This is a genomic window from Alcanivorax sp., from assembly GCF_019431375.1.
GTDB lineage: Bacteria > Pseudomonadota > Gammaproteobacteria > Pseudomonadales > Alcanivoracaceae > Alcanivorax > Alcanivorax jadensis_A.
Window position 1 is genome coordinate 1,288,080 of the sequence record NZ_CP080267.1, and the last position, 14,230, is coordinate 1,302,309.

Below are 14,230 nucleotides of genomic sequence, written 5' to 3' on the forward strand. Positions count from 1 at the left end.
AAACAGTGATGTGCTGTCATCAGGCACACCTTCCCCCTGCCCGCTTTTCCGTGTGCGAAAAAAGCAGGCGAATAAAATCAGTCATAAACGGGTATCAGGCCCGTTTGCGCACGGCGCCAGTGGCAGCGTCAGTACGCTTGGGCAGCGGTTCCACCTTGCGCTGTTTCTCGTACAGGAATTGCAGCACCTGCTGACGACAACGGACGAAGGTGGGATCGTCAGCCAGGGCCAGGCGGTCCCTTGGACGCGGCACATTGACGTCCAGAATCTCGCCGATGGTGGCGGAGGGCCCATTGGTCATCATCACAATACGGTCGGACAGCAACACCGCCTCATCCACATCATGGGTAATCATGATCACCGTGGTACCCAGCTGAGCATGGATCTCCATCAGGGAATCCTGCAGGTGGGCCCGGGTCAGGGCATCCAGCGCCCCGAAGGGTTCATCCATCAGCAACACCTGGGGCTGCATGGCCAGGGCCCGGGCAATGCCCACGCGCTGCTTCATGCCACCGGAGATTTCATCCGGCTTCTTGTGCATGGCATGGGCCATGTGCACCAGCTCCAGGTTATGTTCCACCCAGTCACGAATCTCGGCTTTCGACTTGGTTTTCTTGAACACCTGCTTGACCGCCAACTCCACATTTTCGAACGACGTCAGCCACGGCAGCAGCGAATGGTTCTGGAATACCACCGCCCGCTCCGGGCCGGGTTCGGTGACTTCCTGCTTGTCCAGAATCACCCCGCCATCGGTAGCCTGCAGCAGGCCGGCAACGATATTGAGCACCGTGGATTTCCCGCAGCCGGAGTGGCCGATCAGCGAGACGAATTCACCGGCATCAATTTTAAGATTCACATCTTTCAACGCTTCGAACGTGCCTTTCGGCGTGTCGAACTTCATGCCGACGTTGGAGAGTTCCAGTAAGGCTTTCATGTCGTTTCTCCTATCCTTTAGCGCTGCACGGAAGATTTGTCCCACACCAGCGCGCGCTGCAGCATCAGCATCAGGCGATCCAGCAGGAAACCGATCAGGCCGATGACGATCACCGCCACCATGATCCGGCCCAGGGATTGGGAACTGCCGTTCTGGAATTCATCCCAGACGAATTTCCCCAGGCCCGGGTTTTGCGCCAGCATCTCTGCGGCGATCAGTACCATCCAGGCAATCCCCAGGCTCAAGCGCAAACCGGTGAACATCATCGGCAATGCAGAAGGCAGCACGATCTTGCGGACATGGCTGAGGGCATTAAGCCGCAGCACACGGGAGACATTGGTCAGATCCTGGCTGACCGAGGTGACCCCCACCGCCGTATTCATCAACGTGGGCCACAGGCAGCATAGGGTTACTGTGAACATGGAAGTGAGAAAGGATTTCGACACCATGGGGTCGTCGCTCACATACACCGCACTCACCACCATGGTGACCAGCGGCAACCAGGCCAGCGGCGACACCGGCTTGAACAACTGCACCAGCGGGTTCACCGCTGCATGCACGGTGCTGCTCAGGCCGATGACGATGCCCAGCGGAATGGCGATCATCGACGCCAGCAGAAACCCACTCATCACCGTGATCAGGCTGGTACCGATCTGATCAAAGAAGGTGGGCGCACCGGTATAGTCACGGGTGACCGGCTCCCAGTCCGGCTGCTGTTCCAGCCGGGCGGTGATGTACTTCTCCTGCCGCTCATAAAACGCCACTTCCCGCTCACGGGACTGCTGGTGTTCACTGACCAGATTGCCCGCCTGCTCCCAGACCTGGGCCGGGCCGGGGAACTGACCCAGCGAGGTATCAATACGCTGGGCCGCGAACTGCCACAGGAGCAGGAACAGGCCTATCCCCAGCACCGGCCACAACAGCTGGCGCATCAGCGCTTGCCACTGCTCACGGGATACCTTGCCCGTGGCCAGTGCGCGGTAGGGTTCCATCCAGGTCGGGAATGTCAGGGTCACCATGATTGTCTCCTTCCTCTCGGGTCCCCGGTTACAGGGTGTCACCGTCTTTCAGGCCGATGGGGAACTTGCTCAGGTACTCGTTGGGCTTGCGGCCGTCATAGGTGACGTTGTCGATGAACTCGCTCTGCGGCGGCTTGAAGCCATCTTCGCTGGCGAAATCCGGGAATTCATCGGCGCTCATCTTGCCTTCGGCAATCAGTGACTTGGCCGCCTGGGTGTAGATGTCCGGGCGATACACTTTTTTCGCGATATCCATGTACCAGCTGTCCGGCTTGCTCTCGCTGATCTGCCCCCAGCGACGCATTTGCGTCAGGTACCAGATGGCATCGGAGTAGTAGGGATAGGTGGCGTTGTGGCGGAAGAACACGTTGAAATCCGGAATCCCCCGCTTGTCGCCCTTCTCATACTCGAAGGTGCCGGTCATGGAGTTGGCGATCACGTCATAGTCGGCGCCCACATAGTTGGGGCGGGACAGGATCTTCACCGCTTCCGGGCGGTTGGCGTTGTTGTTCTCGTCCAGCCACTTGGCGGCGCGGATCATCGCCTTGACCACACGGATGTGGGTGTTGGGATATTCCTCCGCCCAACCTTTGCTGACCCCGAACACTTTTTCCGGATTGTTTTTCCAGATTTCGTAATCGGTAATCACCGGCACACCGATGCCCTTGAACACGGCCTGCTGGTTCCAGGGCTCACCCACGCAGTAGCCATGAATGGTGCCGGCTTCCAGGGTGGCGGGCATTTGTGGTGGCGGTGTCACCGACAGCAACACATCCGCCTGCAACTGGCCGCTGGTATCGCCCTTGTGCGGGGCGTAATAGCCCGGGTTCAAACCACCGGCAGCCAGCCAGTAACGCAATTCGTAGTTATGGGTGGACACCGGAAACACCATGCCCATCTTGAAAGACTTGCCGGCGGCCTTGTATTGCTCCACCACCGGCTTAAGGGTGTCGGCCTTGATCGGATGCACCGGTTTGCCATCCTTGCTGGGAATATGCTTTTTCATTTCTTCCCAGACAGAATTGGAAACGGTGATGCCGTTGCCGTTCAGATCCATGCTGAAGGCGGTAATGATATGGGCCTCGGTGCCATAACCGATGGTTGCCCCCAGCGGCTGGCCGGCCAGCATGTGAGCACCATCCAGCTGACCATCTATCACCCGGTCCAGCAGCACCTTCCAGTTGGCCTGGGCTTCCAGGGTCACGAACAGACCCTCTTCCTCGAAGTAGCCTTTCTCATAGGCGATGGCCAGCGGCGCCATGTCCGTCAGCTTGATAAAACCGAACTTGAGGTCAGCCTTTTCCGGCCAGCCCACAGCATCCTCCGCTACAGACGTTGCCGACAGGCCCAGTGTCATCGCGGCCAGCACACCACAAACTGTTTTCTTGAAACCTTTCATCATCCTTCCCTCTTCTGCCCGTTTTTTTTCGGGCATAAAAAAAGCGCTCAAAGCGTCCCGCCACCATTGGCAGGAATCTTTGAGCGCCTTTGCTCGCATCGGAGTGCGGTCGCCGTTGACCACACAGATGGTTATCTCGCGCACAACGCAGTGGTTGCGCTTACCGTGTCTTAAGGCAAATGCTGTGCCAGTTTTGAAAAGGCTGATTTTTCATGACGTTATCGATACCAGGTGCAAGCCGGGCCGGCTTCGGCGCCCGGTTTTCGATCAGCCGGCACTGTTGTGAGTCAGCCTCGCCTCACCAAAATGCATCACGCTTTTGGTGCAACATCACTTTCGTACCTCAAACCCCGGGTTTTGCCCCGCCCTGGTGAAAAAACCACGCACTGCTTGGGAGCCTTTGCGACCAAAGCCGCATTTATCACTGCGGTGAATGATGAACATCATTCGAATGATAAAGCCGAAAACGCCACAGCCTGTTAGGCTGCGCGCTGCATTACGGTAGTGGCACACACCCACAACCGTTAAAGACACTGTAGGAACCTGCCTTCAGGCGAATGGCACCAGCCCTGGTAGCGGACAAAACGGAACCGTGTTGATGACCACCGAAAGAGATCACCTGCTCACTGCCCTGGCCGGCGCCTTTAGTCTGGTGATTGCCCTGGGCATTGGCCGCTTCCTGTTCACCCCGGCCCTGCCCGACATGATCGCCGAAACCACCCTCACCGCCATCAGCGGCGGCTACCTGGCAGCGATCAACTATGGGGGCTACCTTGCCGGCGCCATGCTCGCCATGGCGGTACCCGCCCACCGGGCACGCACGGCGTTCTGGCTGGCACTGTGGGTAAGCGTGGTCACCAGCATCCTCATGGGCCTGAGCACCACCTTCACACCCTGGGCCATCAACCGTTTCCTGGCCGGTGTGGCCAGCGCCATCATCATGGTCAACGGCTCTGCCTTGGTGCTCGGTGCCATGCCCAATCATCTGCGTGCCCGGCTGGGCAATATTCACTATGCCGGCATCGGCCTGGGCATCAGCATCGCTGCCCTCACCGTTGCTTTTATTGAAACCCTGCACGGCAGCTACGCCACCATGTGGCTGGCCTGCGGCGCCCTGGCCCTGGTCCTGCTGCCACTGCTGCGCCGTATCCCCGCCCTGCCCCACGCCAAACACAGCCAGCACGAACGGGCGCCGGTAAACCGCTCGGCCCTGGGCTTTCTGATCGCCAGCTACACCCTGGCCGGCTTCGGCTACATCACCAGCACCACCTACCTGCCGGTGATCGCCAAAGCGCAATTGCCGGGCCTGGACAGCGCCGCCTTCTATACTTGGCTGGCCGTGGGCCTGGCCGCCGTGCCCGCCAACCTGCTATGGGGCAAACTCGCCAGCCACACCAGCGAACGCAACGCACTTATGACCGCACTTGTGGTACAGGCCCTGGGCGTCAGCGCCCCCGCCTGGCTACCCGGCCTCACCGGGCTGGTCATCAGCGGCCTGCTGGTGGGCGGCACCTTTACCGCCGTGGTCGCCCTGAGCATGTACTGCGGCCGCCAACTGGCCCCCCACGCCGCCAGCGCCGCCCTGGGCGCGTTAACGGCCTGCTATGGGGTCGGGCAGATACTGGGGCCGGTGGTGACGGCACGATTGCTGGAAAGCAGCGGGAGTTTTGCGCCCGGGTTACTGGGGGCGGCTGCGGCGTTGATCGGGGCGGCGGTGTTGTTGGTGCCGTTGGGGAAGGTGCGGTTTTAGGGCCGGTTCACGGCATGCTTGCGTACCAGCAACGGCATGGCCGCAAACAGCAGCAGGGAGACGAGATAGGCAATACCGGATACCGGGTCACGTCCCGCCAAGTAGTCGCCCAGGTCCTGCCCTTGAAACAGTGTCACCGCCAGTTCGGCGCTCAGCATCATCAACAGGGCCGGCAAGCCAGTGCCAATACACTGCATCACCGTCACCAGCCCAAATCGCCGCACCAGCCAGCGGGCCACCAGAAAACTGGCCAGCACCATAAAAGGCAATTCAATCAGCTCAGCCCAGCGCTCCCCAAGTCGCGGCACCAGCAAGGGAATGCGGATCATGGCCAGGGCGAAGCCTGTGGCAAAGATCAAGATGAAGTAGATGAGAGCGGGTTTGATCTGTCGCATTTGGAGTACCGGCTACAACATTGGGGTCATACAACATTGGGGTCAGGTCTTGAATGTTGCGATCAAACGCACGATGCAAGACCTGACCCCGGATCCCCGGATCCTGCCCTTGAAACAGTGTCACCGCCAACTCGGCGCTCAGCATCATCAACAGGGCCGGCAGGCCAGTGCCAATACACTGCATCACCGTCACCAACCCAAATCGCCGCACCAGCCAGCGGGCCACCAGAAAACTGGCCAGCACCATAAAAGGCAATTCAACCAACTCAGCCCAGCGCTCACCCAGCCGGGGCACCAGGAAGGGAATGCGGATCATGGCCAGGGCGAAGCCTATGGCAAAGATCAGGATGAAGTAGACGAGAGCGGGTTTTATCAGTCGCATTTGGACAACCGGCTGCCGATGACGCTTTGCCTTAACGACAAGCTTAGCGGGCGTTAGCGACCGCTTGAGCTTTTTGTGATCTCATTTTTGTCTTTAGCTTCCAGAACACTTGTATCATATTTAGGTTTGCTTAGCTCTAGGCTAGCGACGACGTGCTTCATATCTTTTTGGTCAAGGCGTTTTGCTACGATTTCCCAGAGTTTTTGACGTGACTCTAAATCAATTATTCCGTCCATTCCTGCATGCTCATTACCAAAAAGCATGGCATATGCGACCAGAACATATGCCATTTTAGTTTTCTTAAGCCCTGAAAAATCTAATTTGTTCCATATGTCGCCAGGAGAGTTGAACTGTGCTTTTGTTGTTAGAGTTAGCAAACCACTCGAAACGTATTGACTGAAAATCTCATCAAATTCTCTTTCTTCTAGCCGGTCATCGAGCTCTTTTGCGATAACTTCAATCTCATTCAAAAATGAAAGTATTTGAACCACGCTATAGTTACTAATTTCATTCTCTTGTCGTATTTTCAGCGACAAATACAAGTCATTTTCTTTACTGAAGGCAGGATACAAAGAGTGGTAAATAGCTTCCCAATGTTTATCCAAATTGAAAACAGTTTGGTTGGCCCTCAAGCTAGACAAAAGACCAAATGGCATTGCCGATCTTGATATTCTTGGCCCCCAATTCACACATCTCCTTAAATTGGCCTCCATTTCAACTTTTTTATCTTTCTCAATATCGTAGTAAACAACTACACTTTCTTTCTTTATGTAGGCGTCGCCTTGCACTATGCCAACTCTTAATGAATCATAACCAACAGTTATAACCCAATCCCCATCCTTTATGTCATAGATAAAATTTTTGACTTGATTAAAACCAACAGACTCCTGCCTTTTGCTTGAACCCCTTACTTCCGATTTCTTTGCTATGGAATCTTTCAACCAGCCTTCATCAGGAATAAATTTATCAGAGTCTTTTAATTCTATGCCCAGGCTCTTTAAATGCCCTAAGGCCATTAATCCATTTTTTGTGAAATGATCATAGTAAAGACCACCCTCAGCTCTAACCACCCAATACCTACGATCGCTTGGGACTTCATATATTTTCATTTAAACTCCTTGTGCTCAGACTAAGGGGAGATAACGCCCCGCTAAACGGTAAGCTTCAGCGAGCCCGGTGGAGGCCAAGCCTTTTATGGCCGGAACGAATTTGAGCGAATTGTCATACGTTTTATGGCTACAAATCTTTATGAGCGTATCCCTCCAGATCGTAAACCACTTGAGTAAAGAGATCAGCCAGACCCACTCCGTGTTTCTCTTGTGCTTCAAGCAGGCTGTCCGAATCTGTTAGAGCTCCATGAAGCTGATCAAGGCCATCCGTCATGTCCTCAAAGCTGGCTTTGCACTTAGATATTAGGTTCAACAACTCACCTTTATTTGGAGAATAACCTAGCTGATGCGCAAATTTGTTTCTCATCTTATTAATACTTTGAAGGCAGGTCGCCACATCATCTGGCACCAAACCCAAGGATTTTATAAGGGTGATTTTTCTACTATGGGTTAACGACAGGAAATGTTCTTTGAGCTTGCTGTCGTAACTCATAACTATCTCTTCAAGAAGGTGCTCAATCACTAAGTGACCGACAACAAAGCCTGTCAGCAAATCTGAATCATCAATCCTATAAAACAAAAAGTCTTCGTACTCATTGCTGTAGGCGGACATTTCTACTTAATCCCCGTGGTAAAGTATAACGCTTGAGATCCCCAAAATTTGAGGCGATACCTGTTTTTGCAACAGGAAAAAGGCACCGGGTCAAATGTCCAACGCAACGATTTTTTATGCATATGGCGCACTGAGATGGGCCTTCTTGATGTAAGTTTTTGCCATCTTGGTAACAAAATCATGCCCTTCATCAAGTGACATAGCTTCAGTGTTGTTTTGTTTCGTTAATTCCTTGAAACCATGCCGCGAATCAAACCCAGACAAAGAAAAATTGTTTGATGTATTAGTGAATGCCTTCCTTTGATTCGTGACCGTTTCATGAATCGCCACCAGTTCTCTAGACACTTCCCTGCCGTTCTTGGTGACGCTTTTCATACTCTACCGGTGACAGCTTTTCATTAGAACCATGGCGTCGACGGTTGTTATAGAACATCTCGATATAATCAAAAATATCTGCCCGGGCCGCGTCCCGACTGCTGTAAATCTTTCGCTTTATTCTCTCCCGCTTCAACAGCTGGAAGAAGCTCTCAGCAACAGCATTGTCGTGGCAGTTACCGCGCCGACTCATACTCCCCTCCAGCTCATGCGCCTTCAGAAACGAGTCCCAGTCGTGGCTGGTGTATTGGCTTCCTTGGTCGGAGTGAACAACCACCTTGCCCTCAGGCTTGCGACGCCAGACCGCCATCAGCAGCGCATCCAGCGCCAGTTCCTTGGTTATCCTGGATTGCATTGACCAACCGATCACCCGTCTTGAGAACAGATCTAGAACAACCGCCAGATACAGCCAGCCTTCATGTGTGCGGATATAGGTAATATCCGTTACCCAGCTCTCGTTCGGGGCTTGCGGATTGAACTGGCGCTGAAGGATATTCGGTGTCACCTTGTGCAGCTCCCCAGCCCTATGGCGTGGTTTACGATACCCCACCTGCGCTCGTATTCCTGCGTGGCGCATCAGGCGGTGGACTCGATTGGGCCCGCATCGCTCGCCATACTCGCGCAGATCGGTATGAACCTTCCGGTAGCCATACACGGCCCCGGATTCCAGCCAGAACTGCTTGATCAGCCCGGACAGGCGCTCGTCCTCGATTGCACGAGCTGAACGAGGCTGTCTCTGCCAGGCGTAAAAGCCACTGGGGTGAACGTCCAACAGAGAACACAGTGAGCGGATTGGCCACCGCTCGCTGTGCTCCTGAATGAAGGCGTACCTCAATCGGACTGACTGGCGAAGTACGCCGCGGCTTTTTTTAGGATGTCTCGCTCTTCGGTAACGCGCTTGAGCTCTTTCTGGAGCCGGCGAATCTCGGCTTGGTCATCTGCATTGGCCTGATGCTGCTCGGAATCCGGGCCAAACTTCCTGATCCAGGCGTACAGGCTATGGGTGGTGACGCCGAGTCGGTCAGCCACTTGGGCCACACTGTGACCACGATCCGTCACCTGGCGAACCGCCTCAATCTTGAATTCTTCGGGATAGCGTTTGCTACTCATAGATACCTCTCTGATTGCCATTTTGGATGGCTGAAAGGTGTCTAGCAAACTGGTGGCGATTCAGAGGACCGATGCGCCGTTGAACAAGCTAACTAGCTCGTGTCCTATTTTCCAAATGACTCTGGGGTCATCTTCGCCCTCGCAATAGAGCGTGGTCATTCTAAAGTCATCATTTGGACAATCTAACCAATCGTCAACGCCACCATAGATATTGAAGTAGAAGGTGCCCTTTTCTGAGGCTAGCTTCCTTAGTTCATTAACGTCACCATCCAGCAGAAATTCCCAATCTCCAAACGAACTCAAAATTTTCCCCTTATGCATAACAGCGTATTCAGTAGTACGATTCGACGTATAATTCTTCGACATAATTATCTTATGAATTTTTTTGGGGGGGGAAACACAGAAACTCGCAAGGCCGTCAGGCTCTTACAGTAAAAACAAGAACCCTTCTGGTCTGACAAATCTCGAAGAAACGGCCTATTTCCTGACTTACCCCGATATCCCCCTTTCCGAAAACCACTCTATATCAACCGTTTAGCATTTTCTGTAAGCCATATCCTACAAAACTGCCGCTCATCCTATTGAGCATGGCATCGCTTGGGGTAACGGTTTCGGTCGTTGCTGGAAAGATTCGGGTAGGTGAGATGGAAAACCACGGGCCCTGGCTTGCGAAGGTGCAGAGGGGCGCAAAGGCACGGCAGTGACTTCAGCCCCTTCGCCTTGCGAGCAAGGCTCCAACGAGGGTGAGGCGTTGAAGGGCTTGGGGGTAAGGGGCGGCTGGGGAGCCGCGGGGCTCAGGGTGTGATGGTGAAGCGCATGACGCCGATGATCTGGTTGTCTGCGGTACGCACTTCCACTCGCCAGCGGCCTTGTGAGGGCACCGGGATATGGCGTTTGTGGGACCAGGTGCGAAAGCCTGATTCGCGGCCGCCGTAGAGCTTGAGAGGAATCCGGTCGACCTGCTCGCCGTTCTGGAACCAGTAATGATAAATCTCCTGCCCCAGCCCCAATGGCGCCTTGATGGCGGTGTAGGCATAGAGGCCGGCGGTAACTTCATCGCTGGAGAAGGAGTGCCCGGTGACCAGGGGCTGGCGTTGTTCGCGGTTGAAGGACAGTGCCATGGCCCGCTCTTCCAGGGACAGAGTGAGTGGCGGCACTAGCGGTGCCAACCAGCGCGGGGCGAAGGCGATTACGCAGGACACAGCTAGCAGACCCAGCCAGCGAAACCATTTTCGTGGCCCGCCCACGCGCCAGAAGCTCGGCAGCGCAAACAGGGCGGTGAGCCAGCCGGCCCAGGTGAGCGCGGCATCGGTGCTCCAGTGGAAGATCAGCGGCAGCAGCACCAGCAAGGCCACGAATAACGCCCAGGCGTGAAAGCCGAAGTACAGGGCCCGGTGCCGGGCCAGCCAGAAGTACAGCGGGTCGATGATGCTGACCAGAGCGGCGCTGATCACCAGGGTGGTGAAGAAAATATATTCCGCGCCGCCGGACCATTGCAGCAGCACGAACGGCAGGCTGAAGAAGAAGGCCTCCTGGTGGACCGCCTGCAGCATGAGTTTGAGCAGCCCCTGGGACATGCCCTCCATGGCGGTGCCGGCCAGGCGCCGTTGCCACAGGCTCTCGGTAATCAGCAGCAACCAGCTGAGGATCAGAAAGCCGGTGAGTACCGCGGCCAGCCAGGGCTGGCGTTCCACCAGGAAGTAACTGGAGAGGCCCAGCGCAAAGCTGATCACCGCCCACAGGTGGCGGATCTGGTAGAGCTTGTCGGTCAGGGTTTGCAGGGCGGGTGGCAAGGGTGTGGCTCCGTCGGGGTTTGGCTGTTCGACGTACTATAGGCGCTGGGGTTCCCGATGGGTGTAAGAACTGGAGGGATTTGTTTTGGGAGGGGCGATACCGGCTATTGGTATCGTTTGCGGGTTTCGTGGGCGGATAGGCCTGATCGCCCTGCGGGCGATTTCCGCGCTACGCGCGGTTCGCGGCTCAAGCGCCGCTCCTACAGGTTGGTGTTGAGAGGTTGGAGTGGCGCGGCCTGGGGCCGCGCGGGTTAGCCGGCGAAGTTGAGGAGGACGCCGGCGGCGACGGCGGAGCCGATGACGCCGGCCACGTTGGGGCCCATGGCGTGCATGAGCAGGAAGTTGTGGGGGTTGGCTTCCAGGCCTACCTTGTTGGCCACGCGGGCGGCCATGGGGACGGCGGAGACGCCGGCGGCGCCGATGATGGGGTTCACCGGATGGTGGCTGAGGCGGTTGAGCAGCTTGGCCATGAGCACGCCGGTGGCGGTGCCGATCATGAAGGCCACCAGGCCCAGCACCAAGATGCCCAGGGTTTCCATGACCAGGAATTGTTCGGCGCTGAGTTTTGCGCCCACCGCCAGGCCCAGCATGATGGTGACGATATTGATCAGCGCATTGCTGGTGGTGTCCACCAGACGGCTGACCACGCCGGATTCCTTCATCAGGTTACCCAGGCAGAACATGCCCAGCAGCGGCGCCGCATCGGGTAATACCAGCGCCACCAGCACCAGCAGCAGAATCGGGAACAGAATCTTTTCCGTCTGGCTCACCGGGCGCAGCTGCTCCATCTTGATGGTGCGCTCTTTCGCGGTGGTGAGGGCGCGAATGATGGGGGGCTGAATGATCGGCACCAGGGCCATGTAGGAATAGGCTGCCACGGCAATGGCGCCGAGCAGCTCCGGGGCCAGCTTGGTGGTGACATAGATGGACGTGGGGCCGTCTGCACCGCCGATGATGCCGATGGCCGCCGCATCCGCCAGGGAGAAGTCCATGCCAAGGTAGTTCAGCGCCAGGGCGCCCAGCAGGGCCGCAAAGATCCCGAACTGGGCAGCCGCCCCCAGCAACAGGGTGCGCGGGTTGGCCAGCAGCGGGCCGAAGTCGGTCATGGCGCCCACGCCCATGAAGATCAGCAGCGGGAAGATGCCGGTCATCAGGCCCACGGAGTAGATCAGGTAGAGGATGCCGTCGCCGTAGTTGGCCTTTTGCGCCAGGTGGTGGAGCTGATCCTGCACTGCCGGCCCGGCGGCTTCAGCGGCTTTATAGAGCGCCTCTCGCCCTGCTTCCGCATCCATCCCCAATACCTGGGCCATGCTGGCGAGCAGATCCTGGCTGCCGAAGTGCATGGCCTGGCTGATGGCGGATTCCGCCAGCCCGGCCACGGGGATGTTGGCCAGCAGGCCACCGAAACCGATGGGTAACAGCAGCAGCGGCTCGAATTTCTTGTTGATGGCCAGCCACAGCAGGCCAAGGCAGACCAGCAGCATGATCAGCTGGCCACCGGACAGATGAAACAGGCCGGTGCTGTGCCAGAGCGTTTCCAGCTTATCCATGGGCCGGCTCCAGGCTGAGCAGGGTCTGGCCGACGGTGACGGCGTCGCCCTCTTTCACCGCCATCTCGGTGACGATGCCCGCTTCCGGGCTGGATACATCGGTTTCCATTTTCATGGCTTCCAGCACCATGATTTTCTGGCCTTCGGTAACCCGGTCGCCGGGTTTCACCAGCACCTTGAAGATGTTGCCGGCCAGGGGCGCCGGGATCGGCGTGCTCTGGGACGGATTGTGCACCACCGGCGGATTGGGCTGGCCAGCCCCTGCACTTTCGCCCAGGGCCTTGATGCCCGTCACGTCGCCACCGTCACTGACTTTGACGGTGTACTCCCGACCCTCCACTTCCACGGTATAAACACCGTCGCTGTTGCCGGCCACAGGCGCCGCGTTGCCGTCGGGCACCGGCTCGAACGCGGAGGGGTCGCCACGATGCTCCAGGAAACGCAGGCCGATCTGCGGGAAAAGCGCGTAAGTCAGCACGTCATCGATGCGGCGCTCGCCATCCGCCAGCGTCAGGTTTTTTTGGCCGGCCAGGTTTTCCACTTCACGGATCAGGCTGTCCATTTCGTTGTCGATCAGGTCTGCCGGGCGGCAGGTGATGGGCTCGTCGCCGTCCAGGGCACGGGCATGCAATTCACTGTTGAAGGCAGCGGGGGCGGCGCCGTATTCACCGCGCAGTACGCCTCGGGTTTCCTTGCTGAGCGCCTTGTAGCGTTCGCCGGACAGCACATTGAGCACCGCCTGGGTGCCAACGATCTGGGAGGTGGGCGTCACCAGGGGAATAAAACCCAGGTCTTCTCGCACCACGGGAATTTCCTGCAGTACCTCGTCGAAGCGGTCGGTGGCGCCCTGCTCTTTCAGCTGGCTTTCCATGTTGGTGAGCATGCCACCGGGTACCTGGGCGACCAGGATGCGCGCATCCACACCGCGCAGGCTGCCTTCGAATTTCGCGTACTTCTTGCGCACTTCACGGAAGTAGCCGGCGATGCGAGTGAGTTTTTTCAGATCCAGGCCGGTGTCCCGGTCGGTGCCTTCCAGCATGGCAACCACGGATTCGGTGGGGCTGTGGCCGTAGGTCATGGACATGGACGAGATGGCAGTATCCACATTATCGATGCCGGCCTCGGCGGCTTTCAGTGCGGTCGCCGTGGACAGCCCGGTGGTGGCGTGGCACTGCATGTGCACCGGAATGGAGAGCGTCTGCTTGAGACGGCTGACCAGCTCAAAAGCCACATTGGGGCGCAGCAGGCCGGCCATGTCCTTGATGGCCACCGAGTGGGCGCCCATCTGTTCAATCACCTTGCCCTGCTCTACCCACATATCCAGGGTATGCACCGGGCTGACGGTGTAGGCGATGGTGCCCTGGGCGTGTTTGCCCTGCTTGATCACGGCGGCGATGGCGCGCTCGATGTTGCGCATGTCGTTCATGGCATCGAACACCCGGAACACATCCACGCCGTTTTCGGCGGCGCGCTCCACAAAGGTATCGACTACATCGTCGGCGTAGTGCCGGTAGCCCAGCAGGTTCTGCCCGCGCAGCAACATCTGCTGGGGCGTGTTGGGCATGGCCTTTTTCAGCTCGCGGATACGCTCCCAGGGGTCTTCGCCCAGATAACGGATGCAGGCATCGAAGGTGGCGCCGCCCCAGGATTCCAGGGACCAGAAACCGATGTCGTCCAGCTCCGCGGCAATGGGCAGCATGTCGTCCAGACGCATGCGCGTGGCAAACAGGGACTGATGGGCGTCGCGGAGCACCACATCGGTGATGCCCAGGGGCTTGTGATCACTCATGGAGAAATTCCG

Annotated in this window: 13 protein-coding genes; 1 reads left to right on the forward strand and 12 read right to left on the reverse strand. The window is 57.3% G+C overall.

The features are described from left to right. Window positions 1–94 precede the first annotated feature (94 nt). The 3 genes from KZ772_RS05880 to KZ772_RS05890 are packed head-to-tail and all read right to left on the reverse strand — an operon-like array spanning window position 95 to window position 3,355. Window positions 95–934, reverse strand: coding sequence for an ABC transporter ATP-binding protein (locus tag KZ772_RS05880; RefSeq protein ID WP_063508974.1), 840 nt, complete (start codon window positions 932–934; stop codon window positions 95–97). 17 nt (window positions 935–951) lie between these two features. Next, window positions 952–1,953, reverse strand: coding sequence for an ABC transporter permease (locus tag KZ772_RS05885; RefSeq protein ID WP_290538892.1), 1,002 nt, complete (start codon window positions 1,951–1,953; stop codon window positions 952–954). 28 nt (window positions 1,954–1,981) lie between these two features. Then, the gene (locus KZ772_RS05890) at window positions 1,982–3,355 is read right to left on the reverse strand and encodes a CmpA/NrtA family ABC transporter substrate-binding protein (protein WP_290538893.1); all 1,374 of its coding nucleotides are present in this window, start codon (window positions 3,353–3,355) and stop codon (window positions 1,982–1,984) included. A gap of 595 nt (window positions 3,356–3,950) precedes the next feature. Here KZ772_RS05890 and KZ772_RS05895 point away from each other — a divergent pair. Further along, window positions 3,951–5,102, forward strand: coding sequence for a YbfB/YjiJ family MFS transporter (locus KZ772_RS05895; protein ID WP_290538894.1), 1,152 nt, complete (start codon window positions 3,951–3,953; stop codon window positions 5,100–5,102). Here the strand turns inward: KZ772_RS05895 and KZ772_RS05900 are convergent. From KZ772_RS05900 to oadA, 9 genes are all read right to left on the reverse strand, one after another. Beyond that, window positions 5,099–5,431, reverse strand: a complete 333-nt coding sequence (locus tag KZ772_RS05900) for a hypothetical protein (RefSeq protein ID WP_290538895.1) — start codon at window positions 5,429–5,431, stop codon at window positions 5,099–5,101. The genes KZ772_RS05895 and KZ772_RS05900 overlap by 4 nt on opposite strands. Beyond that, complete coding sequence (locus KZ772_RS05905; RefSeq protein ID WP_290538896.1) at window positions 5,382–5,879, reverse strand: hypothetical protein; 498 nt, start codon at window positions 5,877–5,879, stop codon at window positions 5,382–5,384. Before KZ772_RS05905 ends, KZ772_RS05900 begins: the two co-directional genes overlap by 50 nt. Window positions 5,880–5,932: 53 nt before the next feature. Then, complete coding sequence (locus KZ772_RS05910) at window positions 5,933–6,988, reverse strand: hypothetical protein (protein ID WP_290538897.1); 1,056 nt, start codon at window positions 6,986–6,988, stop codon at window positions 5,933–5,935. 127 nt (window positions 6,989–7,115) lie between these two features. Further along, entirely contained in the window at window positions 7,116–7,601 is a 486-nt protein-coding gene (locus tag KZ772_RS05915; RefSeq protein ID WP_290538898.1) for a hypothetical protein, read from the reverse strand. A gap of 114 nt (window positions 7,602–7,715) precedes the next feature. After that, complete coding sequence (locus KZ772_RS05920; protein WP_290539528.1) at window positions 7,716–7,976, reverse strand: hypothetical protein; 261 nt, start codon at window positions 7,974–7,976, stop codon at window positions 7,716–7,718. Further along, window positions 7,939–9,086 (reverse strand): IS3 family transposase gene (locus KZ772_RS05925; RefSeq protein WP_290536301.1). Its coding sequence is split into 2 segments (ribosomal slippage): window positions 7,939–8,849 and window positions 8,849–9,086, totalling 1,149 coding nucleotides; the frame shifts between segments, so codons are not numbered across the junction. Before KZ772_RS05925 ends, KZ772_RS05920 begins: the two co-directional genes overlap by 38 nt. Before the next feature lie 794 nt (window positions 9,087–9,880). Next, a complete protein-coding gene (locus tag KZ772_RS05930; protein WP_290538899.1) occupies window positions 9,881–10,879 on the reverse strand; it encodes a DUF5924 family protein in 999 nt (332 codons plus the stop codon). A gap of 251 nt (window positions 10,880–11,130) precedes the next feature. Then, window positions 11,131–12,429, reverse strand: coding sequence for a sodium ion-translocating decarboxylase subunit beta (locus KZ772_RS05935; protein WP_290538900.1), 1,299 nt, complete (start codon window positions 12,427–12,429; stop codon window positions 11,131–11,133). Next, window positions 12,422–14,218, reverse strand: coding sequence for a sodium-extruding oxaloacetate decarboxylase subunit alpha (oadA, locus tag KZ772_RS05940; protein WP_290538901.1), 1,797 nt, complete (start codon window positions 14,216–14,218; stop codon window positions 12,422–12,424). Before oadA ends, KZ772_RS05935 begins: the two co-directional genes overlap by 8 nt. Window positions 14,219–14,230 lie beyond the last annotated feature (12 nt).